At 52.4% G+C, this 24,795-nt stretch carries 23 protein-coding genes, 1 rRNA gene and 1 other RNA gene; 4 read left to right on the forward strand and 21 right to left on the reverse strand.

Going from position 1 to position 24,795, the window contains the following annotated elements:
• The 7 genes from V4U88_RS25135 to ffs all read right to left on the reverse strand — a co-directional run.
• A 16S ribosomal RNA gene (locus V4U88_RS25135) occupies positions 1 to 188 on the reverse strand; the annotation flags it as partial.
• 273 nt (positions 189 to 461) lie between these two features.
• Positions 462 to 725 (reverse strand): pro-sigmaK processing inhibitor BofA family protein, encoded by a 264-nt coding sequence (locus tag V4U88_RS25140; protein WP_334075942.1) that lies wholly within the window; start codon positions 723 to 725, stop codon positions 462 to 464.
• Positions 726 to 737: 12 nt separating this feature from the next.
• The gene (locus tag V4U88_RS25145; RefSeq protein ID WP_334075943.1) at positions 738 to 1,013 is read right to left on the reverse strand and encodes a DUF2508 domain-containing protein; all 276 of its coding nucleotides are present in this window, start codon (positions 1,011 to 1,013) and stop codon (positions 738 to 740) included.
• A 136-nt stretch (positions 1,014 to 1,149) separates the two neighbouring features.
• Positions 1,150 to 1,749 carry a recombination mediator RecR gene (gene recR / locus V4U88_RS25150; protein WP_334075944.1) on the reverse strand — a complete coding sequence of 200 codons (600 nt, stop codon included), beginning with the start codon at positions 1,747 to 1,749 and terminating at the stop codon, positions 1,150 to 1,152.
• 41 nt (positions 1,750 to 1,790) lie between these two features.
• Positions 1,791 to 2,102, reverse strand: a complete 312-nt coding sequence (locus V4U88_RS25155; RefSeq protein WP_334075945.1) for a YbaB/EbfC family nucleoid-associated protein — start codon at positions 2,100 to 2,102, stop codon at positions 1,791 to 1,793.
• Between the two features lie 69 nt (positions 2,103 to 2,171).
• The gene (dnaX, locus tag V4U88_RS25160; protein WP_334075946.1) at positions 2,172 to 3,926 is read right to left on the reverse strand and encodes a DNA polymerase III subunit gamma/tau; all 1,755 of its coding nucleotides are present in this window, start codon (positions 3,924 to 3,926) and stop codon (positions 2,172 to 2,174) included.
• A gap of 145 nt (positions 3,927 to 4,071) precedes the next feature.
• Positions 4,072 to 4,339: signal recognition particle sRNA large type (ffs, locus tag V4U88_RS25165), an RNA gene on the reverse strand.
• Between the two features lie 156 nt (positions 4,340 to 4,495).
• Between ffs and V4U88_RS25170 the strand changes: the two genes are divergently transcribed.
• Entirely contained in the window at positions 4,496 to 5,749 is a 1,254-nt protein-coding gene (locus tag V4U88_RS25170) for a stalk domain-containing protein (RefSeq protein WP_334075947.1), read from the forward strand.
• A gap of 87 nt (positions 5,750 to 5,836) precedes the next feature.
• Here V4U88_RS25170 and rpmE read toward each other — a convergent pair whose 3' ends face one another.
• Positions 5,837 to 6,034 (reverse strand): 50S ribosomal protein L31, encoded by a 198-nt coding sequence (gene rpmE / locus V4U88_RS25175; RefSeq protein ID WP_148454429.1) that lies wholly within the window; start codon positions 6,032 to 6,034, stop codon positions 5,837 to 5,839.
• A 279-nt stretch (positions 6,035 to 6,313) separates the two neighbouring features.
• Here rpmE and V4U88_RS25180 point away from each other — a divergent pair, with 279 nt between their 5' ends.
• Complete coding sequence (locus V4U88_RS25180; RefSeq protein ID WP_334075948.1) at positions 6,314 to 7,216, forward strand: Rpn family recombination-promoting nuclease/putative transposase; 903 nt, start codon at positions 6,314 to 6,316, stop codon at positions 7,214 to 7,216.
• A 64-nt stretch (positions 7,217 to 7,280) separates the two neighbouring features.
• Here the strand turns inward: V4U88_RS25180 and V4U88_RS25185 are convergent, their stop codons facing one another.
• The 7 genes from V4U88_RS25185 to rpoE form a co-directional block, all read right to left on the reverse strand.
• The gene (locus V4U88_RS25185; RefSeq protein WP_334075949.1) at positions 7,281 to 8,561 is read right to left on the reverse strand and encodes a radical SAM protein; all 1,281 of its coding nucleotides are present in this window, start codon (positions 8,559 to 8,561) and stop codon (positions 7,281 to 7,283) included.
• 26 nt (positions 8,562 to 8,587) lie between these two features.
• Positions 8,588 to 9,934, reverse strand: a complete 1,347-nt coding sequence (gene rho, locus V4U88_RS25190; protein ID WP_334075950.1) for a transcription termination factor Rho — start codon at positions 9,932 to 9,934, stop codon at positions 8,588 to 8,590.
• Positions 9,935 to 10,078: 144 nt separating this feature from the next.
• Positions 10,079 to 11,332, reverse strand: a complete 1,254-nt coding sequence (locus V4U88_RS25195) for a UDP-N-acetylglucosamine 1-carboxyvinyltransferase (protein WP_334075951.1) — start codon at positions 11,330 to 11,332, stop codon at positions 10,079 to 10,081.
• A 175-nt stretch (positions 11,333 to 11,507) separates the two neighbouring features.
• Positions 11,508 to 12,362 (reverse strand): class II fructose-bisphosphate aldolase, encoded by an 855-nt coding sequence (locus tag V4U88_RS25200; protein WP_334075952.1) that lies wholly within the window; start codon positions 12,360 to 12,362, stop codon positions 11,508 to 11,510.
• Between the two features lie 921 nt (positions 12,363 to 13,283).
• The gene (locus V4U88_RS25205; RefSeq protein WP_334075953.1) at positions 13,284 to 13,661 is read right to left on the reverse strand and encodes a response regulator; all 378 of its coding nucleotides are present in this window, start codon (positions 13,659 to 13,661) and stop codon (positions 13,284 to 13,286) included.
• A 165-nt stretch (positions 13,662 to 13,826) separates the two neighbouring features.
• Positions 13,827 to 15,428: a CTP synthase gene (locus V4U88_RS25210; RefSeq protein ID WP_334075954.1), complete on the reverse strand. Its 1,602-nt coding sequence runs from the start codon at positions 15,426 to 15,428 to the stop codon at positions 13,827 to 13,829.
• A gap of 269 nt (positions 15,429 to 15,697) precedes the next feature.
• Positions 15,698 to 16,270 carry a DNA-directed RNA polymerase subunit delta gene (gene rpoE, locus V4U88_RS25215; protein WP_334075955.1) on the reverse strand — a complete coding sequence of 191 codons (573 nt, stop codon included), beginning with the start codon at positions 16,268 to 16,270 and terminating at the stop codon, positions 15,698 to 15,700.
• 428 nt (positions 16,271 to 16,698) lie between these two features.
• On the opposite strand from rpoE, the gene V4U88_RS25220 reads away from it, so the two are divergent.
• Entirely contained in the window at positions 16,699 to 17,853 is a 1,155-nt protein-coding gene (locus tag V4U88_RS25220) for a S8 family peptidase (RefSeq protein ID WP_334075956.1), read from the forward strand.
• A gap of 49 nt (positions 17,854 to 17,902) precedes the next feature.
• Here V4U88_RS25220 and argS read toward each other — a convergent pair whose 3' ends face one another.
• Together argS and V4U88_RS25230 are read right to left on the reverse strand one after the other, a co-directional pair.
• Complete coding sequence (gene argS / locus V4U88_RS25225) at positions 17,903 to 19,582, reverse strand: arginine--tRNA ligase (RefSeq protein ID WP_334075957.1); 1,680 nt, start codon at positions 19,580 to 19,582, stop codon at positions 17,903 to 17,905.
• Positions 19,579 to 20,004, reverse strand: coding sequence for a DUF1934 domain-containing protein (locus tag V4U88_RS25230; RefSeq protein ID WP_334075958.1), 426 nt, complete (start codon positions 20,002 to 20,004; stop codon positions 19,579 to 19,581). The genes argS and V4U88_RS25230 overlap by 4 nt, the downstream gene beginning before the upstream one ends.
• 381 nt (positions 20,005 to 20,385) lie before the next feature.
• On the opposite strand from V4U88_RS25230, the gene V4U88_RS25235 reads away from it, so the two are divergent.
• A complete protein-coding gene (locus V4U88_RS25235) occupies positions 20,386 to 21,288 on the forward strand; it encodes a hypothetical protein (RefSeq protein WP_334075959.1) in 903 nt (300 codons plus the stop codon).
• Here the strand turns inward: V4U88_RS25235 and imm47 are convergent, their stop codons facing one another.
• The 4 genes from imm47 to V4U88_RS25255 are packed head-to-tail and all read right to left on the reverse strand — an operon-like array spanning position 21,289 to position 24,691.
• The gene (gene imm47 / locus V4U88_RS25240) at positions 21,289 to 22,080 is read right to left on the reverse strand and encodes an Imm47 family immunity protein (RefSeq protein WP_334075960.1); all 792 of its coding nucleotides are present in this window, start codon (positions 22,078 to 22,080) and stop codon (positions 21,289 to 21,291) included. It abuts the gene before it with no gap.
• A 57-nt stretch (positions 22,081 to 22,137) separates the two neighbouring features.
• Complete coding sequence (locus V4U88_RS25245) at positions 22,138 to 22,449, reverse strand: pentapeptide repeat-containing protein (protein ID WP_334075961.1); 312 nt, start codon at positions 22,447 to 22,449, stop codon at positions 22,138 to 22,140.
• A complete protein-coding gene (locus V4U88_RS25250; protein WP_334075962.1) occupies positions 22,443 to 23,165 on the reverse strand; it encodes a response regulator in 723 nt (240 codons plus the stop codon). Before V4U88_RS25250 ends, V4U88_RS25245 begins: the two co-directional genes overlap by 7 nt.
• Positions 23,165 to 24,691, reverse strand: coding sequence for an ATP-binding protein (locus V4U88_RS25255; protein ID WP_334075963.1), 1,527 nt, complete (start codon positions 24,689 to 24,691; stop codon positions 23,165 to 23,167). The genes V4U88_RS25250 and V4U88_RS25255 overlap by 1 nt, the downstream gene beginning before the upstream one ends.
• Positions 24,692 to 24,795 lie beyond the last annotated feature (104 nt).

Here is a 24,795-nt window from a genome sequence, read left to right on the forward strand (position 1 = left end):
ATAAATTATCCGGTATTAGCTACCGTTTCCGGTAGTTATCCCAGTCTTACGGGCAGGTTGCCTACGTGTTACTCACCCGTCCGCCGCTAACCATCAGAAGTGCAAGCACTCCATCAAGTCCGCTCGACTTGCATGTATTAGGCACGCCGCCAGCGTTCGTCCTGAGCCAGGATCAAACTCTCCAATAAAGTTGAAACTTATTGAATAAGCTGATAGCTCATTTTGAATCTGACGAGAAAACTAATTCTCATTTTAATACTCACTCGTTGTTCAGTTTTCAAAGATCAACTTCATTTTTCGTCATCGCTGTGTTTCAGCGGCGACTTTTATAATATATCATGACCGCTTCTATAAAGTCAAGAACTTTTTTTGGATTCTAGTTGTTTCTGTAAATCTGTAAGCGCTTGTCCACTTCAGAAGCGATTTATAATGTACCATAGATCATCAATCTCCGTCAACTGTCATATCATGGTTAGTTTTAAGCCAAGCAACAGACCTACGCCGGGAAGCCCAAGTACCAGCACTGTAGTAACAGTTACCGGATTTAAAGGTATATAGGCTTCTGTTATGATTCCTGAAAAATTAACAAAATAAAGCCCCAGGGCTGCAAGGACAACATGTAAGCCTAATCTCGTCAACCAGGCAAGTCCCAACCGTTTTGAGATTGTAATATAAAGCAACGAAATTAGGGATAATACTAAAATTCCGGTCAGTATAATTTTCATCCTGTTCCCTCCTTAAAAAAAGGCCCCTCTTCTAAACGCATCCCAGTCCAGTTTGGCCTGTTTGGCCAACTTCAATTGGATTTGATATCTTCGTTCCGCAGCTTCGAGCAAATAAATCGCTACGTCCACTTCCTCTTCCCCCTGTGCCTCTTCAAAAGCCCAACACGCTCTGCGCCATTCATCCCTCGCCCTGCATACCTCTCGGTACAGATGTTCTTTATAATCCATCTCTTGATTCAATTTCGGCGCCCCACCCAACCGACCCAGTCCGGATTTCCACAACTCCAAACTCCTCGCTCCTTCCCTTCCATTCGATCTATTCCATATGTATCGAAAGAAGGACAAACTTAGAACCTGCAGAACAGAAAAAACAAAAGAACCCCGATTTTGCCGAAGCAAATCAGGGTTCCTTCCAGTAAGTGAATTAATGCAGTTCACGCCGACCCTCCAAAGCCTTAGAGAGCGTAACTTCATCCGCATATTCCAAGTCTCCGCCAACCGGGAGCCCGTGAGCGATACGGGTCACGCGCAGATCGAACGGCTTAACCAGCCGCGAAATATACATGGCCGTTGCCTCTCCCTCAATATTTGGGTTCGTGGCCAAGATTAGTTCTTTTACCCGTTCATCACTCAAACGGTTCAGCAATTCTTTCAGCCGGATATCGTCCGGACCAAGACCTTCCATGGGAGAAATCGCTCCCTGCAGCACATGATAATAACCATCGAATTCCTTGGTCCGCTCCATGGCGACCAGGTCTTTGGACTCCTGCACCACACAAATTACGGAATGATCGCGCGTCTTATCCTGACAGATCCGGCAGGGATCGGTATCCGTAATATTGCAGCAAATGGAACAGTAATGAAGATTCCGCTTCACGCTGACCAAAGCCTTGGCAAAATCGATGACATCATCCTCTTTCATGCGCAGCACATGAAACGCCAGCCTTGCGGCTGTCTTCGGACCGATACCGGGCAGGCGGGTAAACGCATCAATCAGCTTCGCGATCGGTTCGGGATAGTACAATGGGAGTAATCTCCTTCAGTCTGAATTCGGTAATTAACAGATTAGAACAAGCCTGGAATTTTCATTCCGCCCGTAAATTTGCCCATGTCCTGGTTAGCCAGCTCTTCCGCTTTGTTCAACGCATCGTTGACGGCCGTCAACACAAGGTCCTGCAGCATTTCAACATCGTCCGGGTCTACCGCTTCCGGTTTGATGTTCAGGGACAATATTTTTTTATGGCCGTTAACTTGGACAGTTACGACACCGCCGCCCGCACTGCCCTCAACCGTTTTGCCGGCAAGCTCTTCTTGGGCTTTCAGCATTTGTTCCTGCATTTTTTTCACTTGCTTCATCATTTGGTTCATATTGTTCACTGGGCTCACATCTCCTTCATAGGTATCAGCATCTATTATAATGGGTAGCTCCTAAAATCAAAAACCAGGCTATTCCTTAATAACGACAAGTTCCTCGCCAAAGAGCTGCAGCGCTTCATCCACCCAAGGCTGCTTGCTGCCTCCGCCGCCTTCTTCGGGAGGCGGCTCCAATTCAAAAGGTTCGCTTGGCGCCGCATTCGTCCCCTGAATCGCTTCATTCCAATCCTTCAGCATCATGGTCACCAGGCGGCAAGGATGCCCGAGCTGGCGCTCCATGACTTGTTCGATAAGCTGCTTGTTAGCGGGTTTCTCCGTGGTTTCGCGGTGAATATCATTCTTAAAGGCGACCAACACGGCGTGATCCACCATCGAGACGGGCTCACCATTAACAAACCAGGCGTGGATAGTGACCTTCTCGTCCTTCACGGCCTGCAGAATCTGGTTCCATTTGCCTTGGACGGCCATAAACTCCGGACTGTTGCGCTGAGCGACATACCTGTCGAGGCCGGAAGGCAGCTTGGCCGGGGAAGACAACCGCGGCGCGCTGCTTCTGGCCGGTGGCCGCGTGGCCGAACGTTCGCCACCGCCGCCTGCGCCGCCGGCCAATCCGCCCTGCAGCGCTTGCTCCAGCTTGCGTTCCAGTTCCGCAAGCTGCCTCTTCAGCTGCTGCACCTCCGATGCGGCGGCGCTCGGAGCGGCGGCTTGTTGGTCGGCCGCTTCCCTCACCGAGTCGTCGCCCTTAGGCAGGCTGCACAGCTTTAAAAGCGCTACTTCAAACAGCGTCTGCGGCTGCGCGGCATACTTCATTTCCGATTGATAGTGATTCAGCGTGTCGATAATCCGGAATAAATGCGAGCGCGAAAAAGCGGAGGCCATCTCCCGAAAATCCCGGGCATCCAGGACGCGCTCCGTCAGCTTGTCCGCTTCCGGAACCATTTTGATCATCAGCAGATCGCGGAAATAGTACAGCAGGTTCTCCATGCATTTATCGGCGCTCTTGCCCTCCTGCATAAAGCCTTCAATCATTTGCAGCATAACGCCGACATCATCCTCCAGGATGGTTTTGGCGAGTTCCGCAAACTGCCGGGAAGGAATCCCGCCCGTCATGTCCAAGACCTGCTGATAGGAAACCTTGCCGTCCGAAAAAGAAGAAATCTGGTCCAAGATGCTGAGCGCGTCGCGCATCCCGCCATCGGACAGCCTCGCGATATACTCAATCGCTTCGTCCTCCGCCGATATCCCTTCCTGCTCGCAGATCGTCCGCAAGCGCTGGCTCTGCTCTTCTAAAGACACCCGCCGAAAATCAAAGCGTTGGCACCGGGATATCACCGTCGCCGGGAGGCGGTGCGGTTCCGTCGTCGCCAGGATGAACATCACATGCGGCGGCGGTTCCTCCAGTGTTTTTAGCAGTGCGTTAAACGCCTCGGTGGTCAGCATATGAACTTCGTCGATAATATACACTTTTTGCCGCACTTCCGTAGGGGCATACTTCACTTTCTCGCGGAGATCGCGGATTTCCTCGACCCCCCGGTTGGAAGCGGCGTCAATTTCAAGCACGTCCATGACAGCGCCCGCGGTAATCCGCCGGCAGGCATCGCACTCATTGCATGGCTCCGGTGCGGGCCCCTTCTCGCAGTTGACCGCCTTGGCCAGAACCTTGGCCGCGGTCGTCTTCCCCGTCCCCCGGGGACCGCTAAAAAGGTACGCATGCGACAGCCGCTGTTCGCGAATCGCATTTTGCAGCGTACGAATGATATGCTGCTGCCCTACCATGTCCTGAAACGACTGCGGCCGCCAAGCACGGTACAGTGCAATATGCTCCATTTTGCGGCACCTTCTTTCTTTCCATCCGCGGCCATACGCCGCTTTCTTATTATACTACACTCGCCAGGCCATAAAAACTCATATCTCGGGAAATAAAAAAGCACCCTTGCCAAATGACAAAGATGCGTTCCTATGCATTAGAATACCGTGCACCTGTTATTGATCATTGCGATCCAAGCGGCACCTCTACGGCGCAACTCGGGACAGGCTCCCCTCCGGCACAAGAGTGGGACTGCTTATGGCTGCTTCCTTCCGGACCTGACCAGGTTCACAATTACTCATTGCGGAGGACCCGTCCGTCAACGTCTGCCGTAAAGACCGGACCTCACATCGGCAAGACCGCTAACAGGACTTCAACCTCGCTACAGCGGATTGCGAGTTACAGGGCACCGCTACCTCCCCATCTAGCACGGTGAAGTTAAGTATAGCCTATGCCCGTCCAAAATGCAACCCGCGGCAGAACTTGGCTCCTCTACCTCTCGCAACCGGCATGCAAAATCTATTTTTTTCTGCTATATTGATAGAAATATTGGTAAATTAGCAGAACCCTTGAGAGGAGAAATAGAGATATGAATCGAAAGAGTCTCACCAAAATCCTGCTGTCCGCCGTGATCGCGGCGAGCGGGCTTTGGGGAATACAGCCCAGCCGGACCGAAGCCGCTCCGGCGGTCCAAATTCTTTTGGACGGGTATCCGTTGAACGCATCCGCAGAGCCGACCGTCATCAACGGAACCACCCTGGTTCCTTTCCGTTCCATTTCAGAAGCTTTGGGCATCCCGGTCACCTGGAACGCCAAGGCGCGGACAATTACCGCCGTAAAAAATGATACAAACGGAGAAGTCCGTGTTCAGCTCACCCTGAACCGCAAGCAAGCCACCGTCAACGGCACCACGGTTCAACTTGCCGAGGCTCCCCGATCGGCGGGCGGAAACACGCTGATTCCCCTGAGCTTTTTCAGCCAGCAGTTTGGCGCTAAAGTAGAGTGGAATCAAGCCTCCCGGACGGTCTCCGTCACATCGCCGAAAGAGAAGATGTATACGCTGGGCTTTTACGCCATCCGCGCTTTCTCCGATGCGCCTAAAATCGCGAGCCTGGACGCCGTTTCCTTCGGCTGGAGCCGGATCGATGAGAACGGGAAATTCACCCGCACGGGGAGAGACTTCAACTGGCCGCAAGCCGCCGGGGATGTAACGTCCGAGAGTCTGGTAACGGATGCCTCCGCCGCGGGCACGACACCTTACTTGATGGTCTACTCCAGCGATGCCAAAGGGGAATTAACCAAGGTGATCGAAAATGCGGAATTTCGCAAACAGGCGATCTCCGATATGATCGCGGCCGCTACCGAGCATCCATTCCAAGGAATCATGCTTGATTTTGAAGGACTTGGTCTCACCACCGAGAAAAAATCGACCCAGGCCGCCTTCACGGCTTTCGTGAAAGAAGTGAGAACGCAAACGAAAGCGGCGGGCTTAAAACTCGGGCTTGCCCTGCATCCGCTGAACTCTTCTTACCAAGGCTATGACTATAAGGCCCTGGGCGAGCTATCCGACGAAATCGTCATTATGGCTTATAATTACGGAGCCAAGAAGCAACCGGACCCCGCCGCCAAAGTGGATGAAGCGATTAGGCTGGCTTTGCAGGAAACCGATAAGAGCAAACTGGTTCTGGGCCTTAATCTGGATAACGAAAACGAAAAATCGATACCTACGCTAATCGGTCTGGCAAAGCGCTACGACTTGAAAGGGATCGCCCTCTGGCGCCTTGGAATCATAAGCGCGGCAGAATGGAGCGGCTTGGATCAGACCATCGAGCTCAAACCCTGAAACAGCCTGGACGAAAAAAATCCCCCGTGGGTCGCGGGGGATTTAAATTTCGCATTTATTAGAGTAGCTGTCAAACAGCTCGTCTCATTAGATGCCGTATTTCTTTTTGAATCGATCCACACGACCACCAGCATCCAGGAACTTCTGTTTCCCAGTGAAGAAAGGATGGCAGTTGGAGCAAATTTCAACGCGCAGTTCTTGTTTAACGGAACCCGTTTCGAACGTATTTCCGCAAGCGCAAGTTACTGTAGTCACGTGATATTTGGGTTGAATGGCTTCTTTCATGACTTTCACCTCTTTCCGCCCTGAGCCTCATGCGTGCACAGAGTTATAATGACACATAAAAGCATTATAGCACGTGTACCCTCACGGCGCAATTACCAGCTGAAGGAATAATTTCGCCTTGTACTCTCGGTTATTTACAGCTTTGTTTGCGAAGATGGGAGCCAAGGCGTATAATCAAAAGCAAATCACAAAAATCCGTAGTGAAGCACACTCGCGAAGCAATCTTTGCCCGCCTGTGTGCTTTTTTGCGTTGATTAAAATGATGAGAGGAGCAATAAAATGAAAACTTCCACCGCGCATGACGAAGCCTTTAAAAAGCTGTTATATACGTTTTTTGCGGAATTTATCGCCTTGTTCTTTCCGGAGCTGGATAAGCAGCTCGATCATCGGCATACCCGTTTCCTTATGCAAGAACAGTTGGTTGATATTGTCGGGGAAGAAAGACGAACTCTGGATCTGCTGCTGGAAACCAAATACAAGTCACTAAATGCGTACATTATAATTCATCTGGAACCTCAGTCCTATCGGGAAAGCGACTTTCATCAACGAATGTTTATTTACTTCAGCCGCCTGTATGAAAGGCACCGCAAAGAGCATAAACTGATCATACCGATAGCGATCTTCACCGAACCCTCCCTCACCGATCAAAAGGATACGTTCTCTATGTCCATTCCAGGACACGTCATTCTAAAGTTTCAATTTCTCAAGGTGGAACTTTACAGCAATCATTGGAGGAACTTTATCCATTCGAATAACCCCGTAGCTGCTGCCCTTTTGGCCAAGATGGGATATAATAAAGGAGAAGAACGGGAGATCCGCTTTTCTTTTTTACGTATGATGCTTGGCCTTAGAAAAAAACTTGATGATGCGAGAATCGCACTTATAATGTCTATCGCGGACATGTATTTCCAACCTGATCGACAACAGGATGAATCCATATTACTGGAATTAACTCAACATTTTCCGGAAGAAGGTGAACACATTATGGAGCTGATGCCTGCTTGGAAGCGCTGGGGCTACGAGGAAGGTTTAGTAGAGGGTATGGAGAAGGGCGTGCAGAAAGGGATAGAAGAGGCTCGACTCAAAGTTGCCCAAAAGCTGTTTGAAAAAGGCTTCTCCCTTGAAGAAATCGGCGAAACTCTTGAACTTCCCACCGAAAAGGTAAGAAAGTTGATTAAATAAATTACAAGAATAAATAAAGCCCTCAACCATGGCGAAGGCCATACATTGAGGGCTTTTCCTTTTTCTACGACAGTAATCCGCCACGCACCTTCACTCTCGCCAATTCGGCCGGAGGCACATGCGTATAAGACCCGATCACCACATTGGGCAATTCCTCTTGAAAGATTTCAATGGCTTGCTTCATGCCGAGAATCTCTCCTTGGGCTTTCGGAATGAGTTCCAGATAGCTTTCGGGATCGATATTCAAATTGCGCAGCTGTATCAACCGCAAGTTCGTACGGCGGGCGAATTCGATCATCGCTTCGACCTCCTCTTCCCGATCCGTTACCCCCGGGAAGATCAGATAGTTAATCGAAGTATATACGCCTTGATCGGCCGCATATTTCAGCGATTTCTCCACGTTTGCCAGCGTATACCCGCGCGGCTTGTAGTATGCGTTATAGTGGTCATCCAAGGCGCTGATGGTGCTGACCCGCATCAAATCAAGCCCGGCATCGACAATACCGCGGATATGATCGCTCAGACCGGCGTTGGTATTGATATTGATATATCCCATATCCGTCTGCCGGCGCACCTCTCGAATCGCCTCAATAATCAGCTTGGCCTGGGTCGAAGGCTCACCCTCGCAACCTTGGCCGAAGCTAATGATCGATTCGGGCGTCTTCAGATGCTCCAGCATCACTTCGACGAGCTCCTCCACCCGCGGGCGGAAATTCATCCGCGTCTGGGGCGAAACAAAGCCGCTGTCATCCGGCTGTTCCGAAATGCAGCCGAAGCACCCGGCGTTGCAGGAGTATGACACCGGAACAGCCCCCTCCCAGCGGTTCAGGAAGGTATTCGAAGCAGTCAGGCATTCGTAGCCGAGCGCACAATTGGACAAATGCTCGTAAAGCCGATTGTCCGGGTACCGCGACTTCAACGTCTTGACCTGGCTCTTGAGCTCCAGCGGATCGCAGTTCAGCGGATTCCACTTCTCAGGGTCGTCGGACATACGGGCGGTCACGTAGAACTGACCGTCCTTCCAGACCACCGCGGAATAACCGAACAACGGCAGCTTATAGTCCTTGTCGGTTTTGACATAGCCTGGCAGGCAGAGCCTGGTGTAGCCCTGCGGCAGCAAAGCGCCAACCGCTTGGACATCCCCCGGCAGCGGCTGCATCTCGCCTGTATCCGGATTCATGCCGACCGGACGCGTCGAGGGCAGACCCACGAGCGTTGCCCCTTCCGGCAGGGGGATCAGTTCGTCTTCCAGTATTTCGACAATCATATCGGCGCTGCGGGCCAGCCCGTACAGTTCCGGATGATCATACACTTGTCCTTGCTGGTCAGCATATACTAAGTACATCTTGTTCCCCTCTTCTGTTGTTGGCCTTAGGATGAACTCGAGCCTGCTCCTGAGCTATGGCCGGCTCCGGACGAGGCCGTCGTCCGCGTCGTTCTCCGCGTTCCGGAGCCGCTGCCCGATGGCGCATTGCCGGCCGCATCGAACGAAGCCAGAAACTCGGCATTCGTCTTGCTGTCACGCAGCTTCTTCAAGAAGCTTTCCACGAAGTCGTAGGAATCGTTCATATTTTTGCGGATCGCCCAAATCGTATCGAGCTCTTCCTTCGTCAACAGCACCTCTTCCCGGCGCGTACCGGAACGGCGGATATCGATGGCCGGGAAAATACGGCGCTCCGCCAGCTTCCGATCCAGGTGCAGCTCCATGTTCCCCGTTCCCTTAAACTCTTCGTAAATAATATCATCCATCCGGGAGCCCGTATCCACCAGCGCCGTGGCCAGAATCGTCAAGCTACCGCCCTCTTCCACATTTCGGGCCGAGCCAAAAAACCGCTTCGGACGGTGGAATGCCGCCGGATCAATCCCCCCGCTAAGCGTACGCCCGGACGGAGGCACCACCAGGTTGTATGCCCGGGCAAGCCGCGTGATGCTGTCCAGCAAAATGACGACATCTTTCTTGTGCTCAACCAGCCGCAACGCGCGCTGCAGGACGAGCTCCGCCACTTTGATGTGATTTTCCGGCAGCTCATCAAACGTCGAAGCGATGACTTCGCCTTTGACGGAGCGCTGCATATCGGTCACTTCTTCAGGGCGTTCATCGATCAGCAGCACGAATAACTCGATGTCGGGATGGTTGGTGGAGATACTGTGGGCGATTTCTTTAAGCAGCAGGGTCTTCCCGGCTTTCGGAGGCGCCACGATCAAACCGCGCTGTCCTAAGCCTACGGGGGCAAGCACATCCATAATGCGGGTGGATAAGTGGGTTGGAGATGTTTCAAGCACTAGCTTTTCCTGCGGGTAGAGCGGAGTCAAAGCCGGAAAATGGAGCCGTTCGGCAGCGATGGCCGGGTTCTCTCCATTAACCGCGTTGACCTGCAGCAGCCCGAAATACCGTTCGTTTTCCTTCGGCGTCCGGCATTTCCCGGAGACCAGGTCTCCGGTGCGGAGATCGAATTTACGAATTTGCGAAGCGGAGATATAAATGTCCTCCGTGCTCGGCAAATAGTTGATCGGTCGTAGGAAACCGTAGCCTTCCGGCAGGATTTCCAGAACCCCTTCCATGAACATCAGGCCGCTTTGTTCGGCCTGAGCTCGCAGAATGGCAAAAATCAGTTCTTTCTTTTTTAACTGACCGTAATAAGGAATTTGATGCTGCTTCGCGAGCTTGTACAGCTCGGTCAGCTTCATCCCTTCCAAATCGGCAATTTGCAGATCCATGTAAAAACCACCTATTCAATTTTATCGTTCAAATAATACAATAACCTTTCACTCGGGCAAATGAATCTATGAAATCCCGGATGATTGCTAGACTTATTTACTAGTATACCCGTTCCCGGACAACTTATGCCGGAATGCGTTCAGTTATTCTTCCTGGCGCCATACATCGGCCCCCAGAGCGCGAAGATTGGTGACCAGGTTGTCATAGCCCCGGTCGATCAATTCCACGCCGGACACCTCGGTAATGCCGCCATCCACCGTCAAGCCGGCGATGACCAGCGCGGCCCCGGCGCGCAAATCGGCGGCCTTCACCTTCGCCGCATTCAAAGGCGCCCCCTCGATAATGGCGGAGCGTCCCTCGACGCGAATTTTGGCCCCCATTCGGACCAATTCGGGAACATGCTTAAACCGGTTGCTATAAACAAAATCACTCAGTACACTGACCCCTCCGGCCTGCGTGAGCAAGCTGGTCATCGGCGATTGCATGTCGGTCGGAAAACCGGGATAAACCAAAGCTTTTACATCAACATGGTTATACTTCGCCGCCCCGATAACCCGAATCGATTCATCCAGTTCCTCGACACCGACACCCATTTCCAGCAATTTCGCCGTCAGGGCCTCCAGGTGTTTCGGGATTACGCCATCGATCACGACATCGCCGCGAGTAGCCGCTGCTGCGATCATATAGGTTCCCGCCTGAATCCGGTCGGGAATAATTGAGTGACGGCAGCCCTTCAGCTCGGATACGCCTTCGATCCGGATCGTCTCGGTACCGGCACCCTTGATGCTTGCGCCCATGGCATTTAAAAGTGTTGCTACATCTATAATCTCAGGCTCTTTGGCCGCATTTTCGATAATTGTGGAGCCTTTGGCACGGGTGGCCGCCAGCATAATGTTGATGGTTGCACCCACACTGCTGACATCCAGATAGATCTTGGCGCCGCGCAGTTCCTTGGCATGCAGGTGAATAGAGCCATGCTCATTCGTTACCGTCGCACCCAAAGCTTCAAAACCTTTAATATGCTGGTCAATTGGCCGAGGCTCGAAATTGCATCCGCCCGGCAGTCCGATCGTCGCTTCTTTAAAACGTCCCAACAGCGCCCCCATCATATAATAAGAAGCCCGGAGCTTCTTAACGGGCCCGTTCGGCATCGGGATGGATATCACCTCGGAAGGGTCGATTCGCATCTGACTGCCTTCCCAAAATACGCGGGCACCCAGCTCTTCCAAAATCTCCGAGTACACAGCAACGTCGCTCAAGTGCGGCAAATTATCCAGCACAACTTCGGATTCGGCCAGAATCGCGGCAGGTATAAGCGCTATCGCACTATTTTTCGCACCGCTGATGGATACGGTACCGCGCAGCGGACGTCCGCCGCTAATCATTAGTTTTTCCATAAGCTCAAGGGTCCCCCTACGTATAATGCAGCCGGAAGACCGGCTTCTAACTCTTCCATTATCCACAAGTCGGATCATATATTCAAATTTTTTGCTATGAAAAAGGGAAAGACACCGTCTAAGCGGTGTGCTTTCCATGAATTTCCTATTTAACTGGTTAACCCAGTAATTTAAATTATGCTTTGTTGTTGGAACCAAATTCGCGGATTTTGCCGACTACCGTCGCTTTGATCGCATCGCGGCCAGGCACGATGTATTTACGAGGATCATATGCTTCCGGTTTTGCAGCCAATACTTCACGAACCGCTTTGGTGAAAGCGATTTGGTTTTCGGTATTTACGTTGATTTTCGAAGTACCGAGGGAAATGGATTTTTGAATGTCGTGCGTTGGAATGCCTGTACCCCCATGAAGAACCAGCGGAAGCTTCACGGCATCACGAATTTGTTCCATCTCTTTGAAACCAAGGTTCGGTTCGCCTTTGTAAGGGCCATGAACGGAACCCAGGGCTGGAGCCAGCGTGTCGATTCCGGTTTCGTTTACGATCCGGATGCATTCTTGCAGGTCGGCATATTGAATGCCACCGATGACGTCGTCTTCTTGTCCGCCAACGGTACCTACTTCAGCTTCAACGGAAACGCCTTTGGCATGAGCGTACTCTACGACTTTCTTCGTCATGGCGATGTTCTCGTCGATCGGATGGTGGGAACCATCGATCATAACGGAAGTAAAGCCTGCGTCGATCGCTTCTTTACATTTGTCGAAGCTGGAACCGTGGTCGAGATGAATTGCGACAGGAACGGTAATCTTCATGTCATGCAAAAGACCTTCAACCATTTTAACTACAGTATAGAAGCCGCCCATATGGCGTGCAGCACCTTCGGATACCCCGAGAATGACCGGAGATTTCTCCTCTTCCGCTGCAGCCAGAATCGCTTGCGTCCACTCAAGGTTGTTGATGTTGTATTGACCTACTGCGTATTTCCCCTCAAGCGCTTTGTTCAACATGTCTGTCATAGATACTAATGGCATGGGTTTCAATCCTCCTAAGGATGTTGGATTATCTTTTATTAGCCGACATTCACACATGTTTTATTATACCACAACCTGTGAAAATTACTATTCATGCTTTCCTGGGGGTTGTGAACGGATTTGTACTAAATTGTACCCAAAGTTGAATTACTAAAAACAAAAGAGCCTTAATTCCCAAGTTACGGTTGAATTAAGGTCCTTCTTTCGCTTAATTAGGGTTATCCTGCAGTTTTCCAGTTGTATGATCTCCCAATAGAACTTACTCTCTTCCACCCTCAGACACAACCGTATAGGTTGAACTATTGATTTGCCTTTTAGACAGCGGGTGAGGGGTTCTTTTCACAATCTTGGCCTACAGCTCATAGTTTGGTTCAAATTAAAGGGAATTCTTCCCGTTAATTCGGTGCCTATACGGCTGCAGAGGCGATTTAGCTGGAAAACCTCCCGCTAATCCGCCTGAAATTGTGTATATCGGCCATTGGGCCACGAAATAAGTGGAGCTTTTCCAGCTAAATCCGGCTCAAGGGCCAGGAGCGGTGCATTAACGGGAGGTTTTCCCGTTAGTGTTTTAGACGCCGACGGTGACGCTTTATATCTACAACTGTGGATGTTGGCAACGTTTTTGCCGAAACCATTTCACATTTACCAACAACCTATAATATTTCATCTTGAAGCTCCCCATCCTGATAAGTTTCACTTACTTCCCATCAGGTTCACTTTATCGCGAAGATGCACAGTATAATTTGTTTTAGGAGTTGAAACTTTAATATATTCGACTGATAGCTCAGAATCATACGCAGGTTTGCAGTCTGTCCCATTGATTCAAGCCGGCCATAAAAAAAGAGACCTTCTTTAGAGGTCCGGGTGATCTTCACACCGTCCTTCTAATGAAGGCCTTATTCGCTTTGACTTCAATGCCGCCTAAAGAGGGGCGGCGCCCTTCAACTGCATGTTTACCGCCGAACGCATCTCATCGATATCAAACGGTTTGGTAAAATGCATCAACGCTCCCAGCTCCGTAGCTTCCTTGATCATGTCCAACTCTCCGTAAGCCGTCATCATAATGACTTTGATCTCGGGATTGACTTCCTTGATGTGTTTGAGAATTTCCAGCCCGTCCATACCCGGGATCTTCATGTCGAGAAGCACCAGGTCAGGCGCATCGCTGCGCACAATTTCCAGGGCCAGCTTACCGTTGGCAGCCTGGTAAGTCTTATACCCTTCGCTGCTGAACACTTCCATTAGCAAAATGCGGATTCCGTTCTGATCGTCGACAATCAACACCTTTTTCTCTTCCACGTCGTAACCCTCCTACAAGTCCACCCTTTTAATCTTGTAATGTAATAATTCGCCTTTGTCTTGGAATTCCCTTCTAATCTGGAAAAAAGAGACTTAAAAAACATAAAGACTAAGTATTACTCAAAAGGTGGAACCGGGGGGAGCGCCGGGAAAGCACCCGCCGGCTTAGGACTGGTGGGCGATGGAAGCCTTGACGAACTCGCGGAATAGCGGCTGCGGACGCGTTGGCCGGGAGGTGAATTCCGGATGGAATTGCACCGCCAGGAACCACGGATGGCCCGGCAATTCGACAATTTCGACAAGGCGGCCGTCCGGAGAAGTCCCCGAAATGCGCAGCCCGGCCGATTCGATCGCTTCGCGGAACGAGTTGTTAAACTCATACCGGTGCCGATGTCTTTCGTATACGAGCTCATCATCATAGCACTGCATGGCCAGGGAATTCGGCTGCAATTTGCACGGATAGAGTCCGAGACGCATCGTTCCCCCCAGATCTTCGATATCCTTCTGCTCCGGAAGCAGGTCGATGACCGGATATTCGGTGGACGGATTGATCTCCGAGCTGTTGGCTCCCTGCAAACCGACCATGGAGCGGGCGTACTCGATTACGGCGACCTGCATGCCTAAGCAAATGCCGAAGAACGGGATGTTGTTCTCACGCGCATAGCGGATCGTCGTAATTTTCCCCTCGATCCCGCGGTCCCCGAAGCCGCCCGGCACCAAAATGCCGCCGACGCCCTTCAGTTGCTCGTGTACGTTCTCCTCCGTCACTTCCTCCGCGTTCACCCAGCGGATTCTCACATCGGCGTTCGCATCGAACCCGGCGTGGGAGAGCGACTCCACGACGCTCAGGTAAGCGTCATGAAGAGCGACATATTTCCCGACGATCGCGATTTCCACGGTCTTCTCCAGCTTGTTGATCCGCTCCACAAGTCCTTCCCACTCGGTCATATCCGGCGCAGGCGTCGTCAATTTGAGATGGTTCACCACGATTTCGTCGAGACCTTCGTCGCGCAGGTTCAGCGGTACCTCGTACAGCGTGTCGGCGTCGCGGCATTCCACGACGGCGTTCGGATCAATGTCGCAGAACAAGGCGATTTTCGCCTTCATGTCGTCCGAAAGCTCATGCTCCGTCCGGCATACAATGACGTTAGGCTGAATGCCGATGCTGCGGAGCTCTTTGACGCTGTGTTGCGTCGGCTTGGTTTTGACTTCGCCGGCAGCTTTAATATATGGAATCAAGGTAACGTGAATGTACATCACATTCTCTCGTCCGATATCACTCTTGATTTGGCGGATCGCTTCCAAAAACGGAAGGCTCTCGATATCGCCGACCGTCCCGCCGATCTCCGTAATAACCACATCGGAGCCCGCTTCGCGGCCGGCGCGGAATACCCGTTCCTTAATTTCATTGGTGATATGCGGAATAACTTGAACCGTTCCGCCCAAATACTCCCCGCGGCGTTCTTTGCCGATGACGGAGGAATAGACTTTGCCCGTTGTTACGTTGCTGTTCTTGGACAGGTTGATGTCGATAAAACGCTCGTAATGGCCGAGGTCCAGGTCGGTTTCCGCCCCATCGTCCGTAACGAAGACTTCCCCATGCTGATACGGGCTCATTGTTCCCGGGTCGACGTTGATGTAAGGGTCAAACTTCTGAATCGTTACTTTCAGACCCCTGTTCTTAAGCAGCCTGCCGAGCGACGCGGCCGTAATCCCTTTACCCAGGGAGGATACGACCCCGCCTGTCACGAAAATATATTTTGCCACAGTTCAAAAACCTCCTAAATTAGTTACGGGTTGCCTTCAGGCGACTTGTAGATCAATATGCGTAGCGTAACCCATTCCGCTGTAAAACATAGCAAAAATAGGCATAAAAAAACAAAAAAGTGACACCCGAACAGGTCGGGGCACTTTTTATTTACATACTTTTATAGGTTTGAATCATAAGCCCATGCAATAGTTTACCCGTTACCTTACCCTGTGTCAAGAGAAGGTAAAAAGGCAAAACGGTGAAGGAGCGGGCCCGGTTTCACACCTTACCGATCCAGTTCATCGTTGTCATCAAAGTCGCCCTCTTCGTCGGCTTCTTCCTCCAGATCATCGTCCTCATCCAGATCTTCATCGTCCAGAATAGCGTCGTCCTCGACTTCCTCGACTTCCTCATCGTCGTCATCGGAGAACAAATCGTCGTCCGAGTCCTCATCGACCGCGTCGAAATCGTCATCTTCGTCGTCCGAAGCGAAGGTATCCTCTTCTTCCTCGGCAAATACATCATCATCCAAATCATCGTCGTCATCGTTAATGATGCGCGGACGCTTGGAGTTCCCTACCGGATCCTCCGAACGCTCGATCGGGTACCAGCGTTTCAGCCCCCACAGATTAGTGCCGACACAGGCGAAACGGCCGTCGATGTTAATCTCGGTGTATAGCTGAGCGATCGCTTCGTTGATTTCTTCCTCCGACATGCCGCGGAGTTTGGCCACCTCGTTCATCAGGTCGCGGTAATAATACGGCGTATTCGCCGCCTTCAAAATCATAAAGGCCAAGTCGACCATCGGGATTTCGTGCACTTTCTCCGGGTCGATTTTCAAATTGAGCGGGGTACTCACGAAACGGACACTTCCTCTCACGCAATTTCACAAAAAGGTTGATTTCCTAACTAACATATCCATATCACAAAATAGTAAACCTTATTTGTCATTAAAAAGCAAGTTTTTAGTTGTGCCCAAACCGTGTCCGTTCATGGCGAAGAGGCGAAGAGCCGAAGCTCTTCACCCCATGACTGTATCCACTTCGGAGGATGCCTGCGCCCCCGCGGAAGATGGTGAAAGCCTTAGGCGGCCTTCACCTTATCCTATGTCCATTTTCCCGCTTTGACACGGTATGGGATGGCCCAACTTTACAAATCCGGGGGAAGCCCTTCCCTCCGCCATGCCGAAACTGCCCATTTTGCCGGGAGAAGGGCCACTTCCCCATTCCGAGTGTGGGGTGCTGTCATACAATACTGCAACACGCTTCGTCAGGAGGGCTACCTTGAATGGATTACTCCAGCTTCCTGCGGTATTTGAATGACCACATTGACACCTCCGGAAAAAGCGGTCGACATATCATCCGCTTTACGCATCCGGCGATTTTTGCCGAAATGACGCGCCAACTGCGGAGGCGGAAGAGCCACTATCCGGCTCTGCGGCGGGTGCGAAGCTCCTCCTTGCTTCAAGCCCTGTTTTGCCCTATGGCTCCGGCTGGAGGAATCCGGGACCGGTTCGGCCTTCTCGTCGAGGAGGATATCCGGGTCTCGGTTCACGCCGCCACGCCTAGCAAGGATCCCGCCGCAGGGGTTCCTTGGGGAGTCCGGCGGATCGGCGCCCCCGAAGCCTGGTCGGTCTCCACCGGCAATCAAATCCGTATCGGAGTCATCGACACGGGGGCCGATTTCAGCCATCCCGATCTTCGGCATTCCCTGGCCAGGGGCGTCAATCTATTGAACCAGATGAGTCTCCCCTATGACGATAACGGCCATGGCACGCATATCGCGGGAACCATCGCCGCTTCCGGCGGCTCCCGGGGGATGATGGGCGTAGCGCCCCGCTCCTTGATCTATCCGGTCAAAGCGTTCGACCACAACGGGTCCGCCTACGTATCCGACATTATCCTCGGCATCGATTGGTGCGTCCAAAACCGCATGCATATCATTAATATGAGCTTTGGGATGAAAAACAAAAGCATGTCGCTTCAGAACACAATCCGCCGGGCTTACCACGCGGGGATCGTCGTCGTGGCCTCCTCGGGCAACGATAAAAAAAGCCGCAGTGCCGACTACCCCGCCCGGTACCCCCACACGATCTCCGTCGGAGCGACCGGCCGGGACGGGCGCGTCGCTCCGTTCAGCAACCACGGGCCGTGCATCGACATTTACGCGCCCGGCGAAAAGATCAAGTCGTGCTGGCTCGGCGGCGGGTACCGCGAAATGAACGGGACCTCGATGGCCACCTCGCACGTCAGCGGGTCGATCGCGCTGCTGCTGGCGCTCCGCCCGGGGCTCACGCCGGGCGAGATCAAGCGGCGGCTGCGCCGCACCGCGCGCAAGCTGTCCTCCCCGGGGGCCAAATCCGGCCCCGGGGAAGTGCACGCTGCCCGGCTGCTGCGCGGCAGACCCGCCGCAGCCGGCAAAAAGCCGTCAGGGAAGTCTTGACCCTGACGGCTTTCGGGCAGCCCCGGCGGCTTAGGCCGGGGGCTGCCTGCTACATACGCTCCGGCGCGGACACGCCGATGAGCTTCAAAACGTTCGCAATGACGGTGCGAACGGCTCCGAGCAGCACGAGGCGCGCGGCGGTTTGCTCCGCGTCCTCGGTGATGACCCGCTCCGCTCTGTAGTAGCTGTGCAGCATGGCAGACAGCTCGTACACATAGCGCACAAGGCGGTGCGGAGCGTAGTTCTCGGCCGCTACGGCGATTTCCTCCGGCAGCTCGCCCATTTTCCGCAGCAAGTCGAACTCGTGTTCCGCCGTCAGCTTGCCCAGGTTCGCCTGCTCCGACGAAGGAATCGCAACGCCCTGCTCCTCGGCCTGGCGGAAAATGCTGCAGATCCGCGCATGCGCGTACTGCACGTAGTAAACCGGGTTCTCGTTCGATGTCGAAATCGCGAGATCCATATCGAAATCCAGATGCGAGTCCATGCTCCGCATCGTGAAGAAATAGCGGATGGCGTCGACGCCCACTTCATCCATCAAATCGACCATCGTTACGGCCTTGCCGGTCCGTTTCGACATTTTTACCTTTTCGCCGTCCTGGAACAGGCTGACCATCTGGGCGATCAGCACCGTCAGCTTGTCCGGGTCGTTGCCGATGGCCTGCATGGCGGCCTTGACGCGCGGAATATAGCCGTGGTGATCGGCACCCCAAATGTTGATCATCCGATCGAAGCCGCGGTCGTATTTGTTGCGGTGGTAGGCGATATCCGGCGTCAGGTACGTATACGTTCCGTCGTTTTTGACAAGCACGCGGTCCTTGTCGTCGCCATAATCGGTCGTCCGCAGCCAAACGGCATCGTCCTGCTCATAGGTTTGGCCTTTGTCGCTAAGCTCCTTCAGGGACGCTTCGACCTGTCCGTTCTCGTACAGCGAGGTTTCGCTGAACCATACATCAAAGCCGACACGGAACCGGCCGAGATCGCGTTTGATCTTGGCGAGTTCTTTTTCCAGACCATAGGTCCGTAAAAAGGCAGCCCGCTCCTCCGGAGGCATGGACAGCAGGGCGTCCCCCTTCTCCGCGACGAGTTCTTTGGCAAAGCCCTTGATGTCTTCCCCGTGGTAGCCGTCTTCCGGCATTTCGGCGTCTTGTCCCAACTCCTGCAAATAACGGGCCTCGATCGACCTGCTCAGATTCACGACCTGATTTCCGGCATCATTAATATAGTACTCCCGGGTAACCTTGTAGCCCGCAAAATCAAGCACATTGCAGAGCACGTCGCCCACGGCCGCCCCGCGGGCATGTCCCAAGTGCAGGCTTCCCGTCGGGTTGGCGCTCACGAATTCCACCTGAACCTTCTGTCCGCTCCCCTTGGTGACCCGGCCATAATTTTCGCCTTGACGGTGCACTTCGCCGATCACGGGATATAGGTAGCTTTTGCCGAGCGTGAAGTTAATGAAGCCCGGGCCCGCAATCTCCGCCTTCTCGATGCCCGCCTTGGCGTAGTCCAAATGGCCGACGATCTCTTCGGCAATCTGGCGCGGGTTCTTCTTGGCGATTCGGGACAACTGCATGGCCGCGTTGGTAGCCAGGTCGCCGTGCGCCTTATCTTTCGGCACCTCCAGTACGATGGCCGGAATTTCTTCGCGTTGTGCGAGTCCCGCGCCGACGATGGCGTCAAGGATGGCTTCTTTTAAAGCCTGATTGATCTGTTCCAATGGATTTACTGTCATCTTGAAATGTCCTCCTGTATATGTAAACTAATGGCGAAATGTCCCGATAATTCTTCAAACACGTACAAATCATATTCCCAGGCGATATGCCCAAATGCTCCATTCAAACGGGTTTCCAGCGATTTCGTATGCGTGGACAAGTTAAATGTCGTAAAAGGCGAGCGGTAAAAGCCCGGAAGCTTGCGCCCGACCTGGAAATTCTGCTCCGATTCGACCTCGCCGTGGCGCATGATTTTCAAAGTTCCGCCAGAGATTTTGACCATGGTCCGCGTCGCCCCGCCTGTCGGCCCCCGTTCCGGCTCCTCGTAGCGAATGTAGGCCGTATCTCCCCGGGCAAACACCTCGCCCGCCAGCTCCTGAACGGTCTCATCCCCGCCCTGGCGGCTCGTCATCACGATTTTGGCCCTGATTTGATCCGGCATGTCTGGATTCTCCATTCTCTAATACATTAATACATTGTACCCTATTGTACTACTATATCCAGTTCATTTCCGCAATTCAATACGGAACAAGCCTATACTCAGATGATACGAACGGTACACGATGGGCTTCACAGTCTAGATTACTGCTTCATTGATTTATGAAAACGTGCAAATCCGCAGGTATTTTTAAATATGGAGCTGCTTCTTTTCAAATTCCTGCACAATCGCATCTATTTGCCCAAAGCTCTTCGGGAAGACAGAAATGCCTGCAGATTTGCAGACTTTTCTCTTAAAGTGAGGTGATTGTTTGACGGCTGCCTCATGAAGATTTCTTCCGAGTTCGATTGAGACCCTTATGAGACCAATATACCACTATATGGTATGATTATTCAGAAAAAGCCGGAAATTGTCGGCCGATTAAACCCAAAGGACGTGAACCCCATCGAATTGCGAGAATGCCTGCGCCCCCTGCAACGGGATGCCGCGTTTAAATCCAAATTGAAACAAGAGATCGAACAGATTGAAGCCATCCTTGATGAGGGAAAAGATGCCGGGAAAGAAATGGCCGCATTTAATGAGGCGACGGGCAGGAATTATGATGTTTACGTTTTTGCAAACTACTGGAGATCCATGTCTCTGGAGGACTTGGTTGAGGAGGCCTGCAGCCCGGAACCCCGGCGCGTGCCCGACATTACCCGGGAAGAGTTGGTGGAGATCGTGCGCCGGCTGCAAGACAGCGAGATATCTCATGGAGAATCGATGTTCTGTCTGCAGCTGCTTGAGGCCAACGTACCGATGCCGGGGGTGTCCGACCTGGTTTATTGGGAGGACTTGGAGCCGGAGGAAATCATAGAACGGGCTATGAGTTACGAGCCGATTCGGCTTGGGGAAGACTTGGGCTTCCAAGCATGGATGGAAGAAATTCGCGAGTCTGTCCAAAACCATATCTACCGGGGATTTCCCCTTGGCGCAGAAGCTGCGTCGTTTATTCAAGGAAACATCGGTCCGAAGTCTCCTCTTGCCATAGAGGGCGATCACTGCGATTTCGGGAGCTTTCAGATGGAATTATGCGATGGCTATATTTATGCCATCACCGTGCCTGCGCCTTTCGACATCTCTATGGAACAAATTCGGGGCGTGATGGGAGAAGGGGAGCTTCATAACCAGGAGGCTTATACCTTCCTTGTCTATTTTACGAATGAAGCGGTGGCTACTTTCAAATTTCAGGCGGGCGCTCCCCTTCTAATCGAAGCGCGTCTCGTTACGACCATGTTTATGGACTGATTACAGTTGATGTCCGTAAAAGTACTTGGCGCCTTTTTCCCACGATTTCTTTGCCAGGCTTTGTACATAGGCTACAAAGTGTTGATAGTTGCCCGAGTGAATCACCGTATGTGATTCCCCGGGCACCTTCTCACCCGACCAAATCGACAGAAGGGCGGGGATTTGTTCCATGCCGAGCGGGTGTCCCTGATTTGCCGCCATGAAGACCCGTTCCATGAGGACCTTTGTCAAATCCCCGGGAAACGCCGGTTTTGTGCGATAGTAATATTTTTGCATATCCAGCGCTTCGGTGTAGTCGATATAGGCCTGCCCTAATTCATCGACAGTGGCCCGGTTACCTATGACTTTTCGGCAATCCGTAAACGTATCGATCGTGTCTCGGAGCTCCCTCGAAGTATCGGCACGTTCATCCCAATGCTCAAGTAAGGCCAAAAGATAGGGAATGACCTCGAGGGAAAGCGTGGACACGGCTGCCGACGCAAAGACCTGAACCGCCTCGGCATCGGCATCTCCCAAGAAGTACAGGTTGTCCGGATCCCGTAAATCCTCATGCGTGCAGATGGAGCAAAAGACCTTGATGCCCAAATGCAACACCACTTCATCGTCCGTATGGTTCAACAGTTCAATGAAAAGCGGCTTCTGCGAAAAATCACCCCACTTGAATAGTTCCAAAAGGAGCCGTAAAAGCTCTTTTTCCGTTTTTGCGCGTACCATACCCTCTTTAATTTGTAGAATATCGCAGTCCGAAACGGGTCCATACCACGTGCCGCTGCTTCTATAGTTGGTCCACATCGGTGTTTTCACTTCCTTATCGGCCGGTAGATCGATCCTCCTTGATCCAGTAACACATCAGCTCTTCATCATAGTAAGAATCATTCCGGCTTGGGTTGGATTGAAATGCTCCGGCCATATCGTTTTTTCATTAAAATAAGCCCCGTTAAAAGTAACCCGGCTTAACTGTGCGTTGGAGAAATCCGCATCCGACAGGTCGGCACCGGTAAAATCCACATCTTGCAGTCTGGAATTCTTGAAAGAGGCTCTGGTTAACCGACAATTGATAAATTTTGTGCTGCTTAGGGTGGAGAATACGAAACAGGCCTTCACAGAGATCCATAAGGCGTGATCCTCAGCCATTTGATTCAGGGCTTGCTGCGTCAGCATTCGCTCGTTCCCCCTTCATCCTGCGCGATAAACCGGTAACCAATCCCGGGCTCGGTCAAAATATATTTGGGCCGGGTCGAATCCTCCTCCAGCTTCTTGCGCAAATGCCCGATGTAGACCCGCAAATAGTGACTGTCCGATTCGTTGTAATGACTGCCCCAAACCTGCTGCAGTAGCTGCCTTTGCGTGACCACCTTCCCCGCGTTGGAGGCCAGAATCTTCAGCAGATCGTATTCCGTCGGGGTTAATTTCACCCGTTCCCCGCCCAGTTCCACGTTTCGTTGTGCCAGGTCGATCACCAGCTCGCCGAACTTCAAAATCGGTTCATGGGCGGTTTTGGCCACATGGCGGAGTGCGACGCGGATTCTTGCGACCAGTTCGCCCATGCCGAAAGGCTTCGTCACATAATCATCGGCCCCGCTATCCAGTGCCACAATCTTATCCTCTTCCCGATCTTTGGCGGTGAGGACGATGATCGGAACCGGAGACCATTCGCGTATCCGTTTCAGTACCTCCAGACCGCTCAGATCCGGCAGCCCCAAGTCCAGGATGATCAAATCGGGGGGATTGACGGAGGCCTGTGCAACCCCTTCCTCTCCCGCGGCGGCCTCATGAATTTCATAGTGATGGGCCTGTAAAGTTACTTTGAGCAGCTTGCGAATTTGGGGCTCGTCGTCAATGACCAAAATTCGCGCTCCTTTTTCCGTCATACTCATTATTCACTGCTCCCCGTCCGAAGTAAAAAAGTGGGGTCGTCATGCGGGGCTTCTAATGGTAGAGAAATCGTCACCACCGTCCCCTGACCCTCTCTAGGCTCCGCCGAGATCGTTCCCCCGTGAAGTTCTACGATCCCCTTGCAGATGGCCAGACCCAGTCCCGTTCCCGTCACATGCTTGGTCCGGTCCGACCGGTAAAATTTATCAAAAATACGTTCCTTCTCCTCCTCCCGGATGCCGATGCCGGCATCGGTGACGGAGACGAACAGCGACTCCGATTCCGCATGGACGTCAATATCCACTTCGCTAAAATCCGGCGAATATTTAATGGCGTTGCTTACGACGTTGGCCAGAACCTGCTCGAGGAGAATTTCATCTCCTCGGATGAGCGGCATCTCGTCCGGCAACCGTACACGCAGCTTTCGGTTCTGCTGGAAATCCTTGACCTGCTTCAGAACAACCCCGATTAAATCCTCGATATCGCACCATTTGTGCCGAAGGCTGAGCATTCCGCTTTCCAGCTTGACCATGCCCAACAAATTGGCCACCAGCCGATTCATCCGGGAAGCCCCGTCTTGGATCGTAGTCAGCAGATCTTTTCGATCCTCCGGAGTAAAAAGGCCTTCTCCTTCGATCAAGGCGGTGGCGGAGCCAGTAATCGTGGCCAATGGAGTCCGCAGTTCGTGGGAAACGGAATCGAGAATCGCGGTCCGAAGCTTCTCCGATTCCGCGGTAAGATGCGCCAACTTGGCTTCCTCGCTTAATTTGACCCGTGCGATGGCACTTGCGGCAAGCCCCCCTAAAGCTTCCAGAAAACGCTCCATGTCGGAAGTAAGCGAAACATTCTCGAGATGGACTGCCAGAACGCCATGAATACCTTCCTCGGTCCGCAGGGGAATATACCGGCTCAAGGATTGACTGAAGGCGGCCGCTCCTGTTCCCGCCGTTTTCCCGTGTTGGTAAACCCATTTGGCGATCGCCCGTTCGTCCTCTCCTTGCGGTTCCCCGGAGGAAACCGCGGAGGGGGCCGTCAACTCCAAATCGTTCCGGTGATTGGGCAAGTAAAAGGCCGACTTGGCGCCCAACGTCTGGGACACCTGCTTGGAGATGTTATCGAGCAGGTCATGCAGGTCCGTAAAATGGCTCAGTTCCCGGCTTAAAGCATACAAGGATGCCGTATGAATCTCCCTCTGTCTTGAATACTCAAGCTGTTCTTTCAACCGGGTAGCCAAGCTGGCCGTCAGGCCGGCAACGGCCAGAAAAATGATCAAGGAGAGCACATACCGCAGGTCCTTCACCGTAAAACTCAGGAACGGGGGGACAAAGAAAAAGTCAAAGGCCAGCACGCCCACCCCCGCCGCGTAAAAAGAAGGTCCCTTCCCTCCATAAACCGAAGCAAACAACACCGGCAGTAGATACATAAGAGCGATATTGACCAGGTCGAAGGCAAGCTCAAACTTCTTTAAGACCAGCGTCAAGCCTATGATGGAGACAGTAATCCAAAAATAGGCGGTTTTATGCTTCATAAAGGTCACATCCTATTGTCTATACAGCTTCATCTTATAGAAGCCCCGTCTTTTAGGCAACCGCCCGGAAGGGGTTTTCATCGGGGGCAAGGCGAAAAAAATAT

The organism is Paenibacillus sp. A14, from assembly GCF_036864815.1.
GTDB lineage: Bacteria > Bacillota > Bacilli > Paenibacillales > Paenibacillaceae > Fontibacillus > Fontibacillus sanfengchensis.

Bases quoted from the DNA above. Each gene is read 5' to 3' on its own strand.
- V4U88_RS25180 (WP_334075948.1), top strand. From the start codon at position 6,314: ATGAAAACTTCCACCGCGCATGACGAAGCCTTTAAAAAGCTGTTATAT.
- rpmE (WP_148454429.1), bottom strand. From the start codon at position 6,034: ATGAAAGAAGCCATTCAACCCAAATATCACGTGACTACAGTAACTTGC.
- imm47 (WP_334075960.1), bottom strand. From the start codon at position 22,080: ATGTGGACCAACTATAGAAGCAGCGGCACGTGGTATGGACCCGTTTCG.
- V4U88_RS25195 (WP_334075951.1), bottom strand. From the start codon at position 11,332: ATGGAAAAACTAATGATTAGCGGCGGACGTCCGCTGCGCGGTACCGTA.
- V4U88_RS25230 (WP_334075958.1), bottom strand. From the start codon at position 20,004: ATGCCGGATCAAATCAGGGCCAAAATCGTGATGACGAGCCGCCAGGGC.
- V4U88_RS25220 (WP_334075956.1), top strand. From the start codon at position 16,699: ATGGATTACTCCAGCTTCCTGCGGTATTTGAATGACCACATTGACACC.
- V4U88_RS25255 (WP_334075963.1), bottom strand. From the start codon at position 24,691: ATGAAGCATAAAACCGCCTATTTTTGGATTACTGTCTCCATCATAGGC.
- V4U88_RS25235 (WP_334075959.1), top strand. From the start codon at position 20,386: ATGATTATTCAGAAAAAGCCGGAAATTGTCGGCCGATTAAACCCAAAG.
- argS (WP_334075957.1), bottom strand. From the start codon at position 19,582: ATGACAGTAAATCCATTGGAACAGATCAATCAGGCTTTAAAAGAAGCC.
- rho (WP_334075950.1), bottom strand. From the start codon at position 9,934: ATGGATCTGCAAATTGCCGATTTGGAAGGGATGAAGCTGACCGAGCTG.
- V4U88_RS25245 (WP_334075961.1), bottom strand. From the start codon at position 22,449: ATGCTGACGCAGCAAGCCCTGAATCAAATGGCTGAGGATCACGCCTTA.
- V4U88_RS25185 (WP_334075949.1), bottom strand. From the start codon at position 8,561: ATGTACTTAGTATATGCTGACCAGCAAGGACAAGTGTATGATCATCCG.
- dnaX (WP_334075946.1), bottom strand. From the start codon at position 3,926: ATGGAGCATATTGCACTGTACCGTGCTTGGCGGCCGCAGTCGTTTCAG.
- V4U88_RS25200 (WP_334075952.1), bottom strand. From the start codon at position 12,362: ATGCCATTAGTATCTATGACAGACATGTTGAACAAAGCGCTTGAGGGG.
- V4U88_RS25140 (WP_334075942.1), bottom strand. From the start codon at position 725: ATGAAAATTATACTGACCGGAATTTTAGTATTATCCCTAATTTCGTTG.
- V4U88_RS25170 (WP_334075947.1), top strand. From the start codon at position 4,496: ATGAATCGAAAGAGTCTCACCAAAATCCTGCTGTCCGCCGTGATCGCG.
- V4U88_RS25250 (WP_334075962.1), bottom strand. From the start codon at position 23,165: ATGAGTATGACGGAAAAAGGAGCGCGAATTTTGGTCATTGACGACGAG.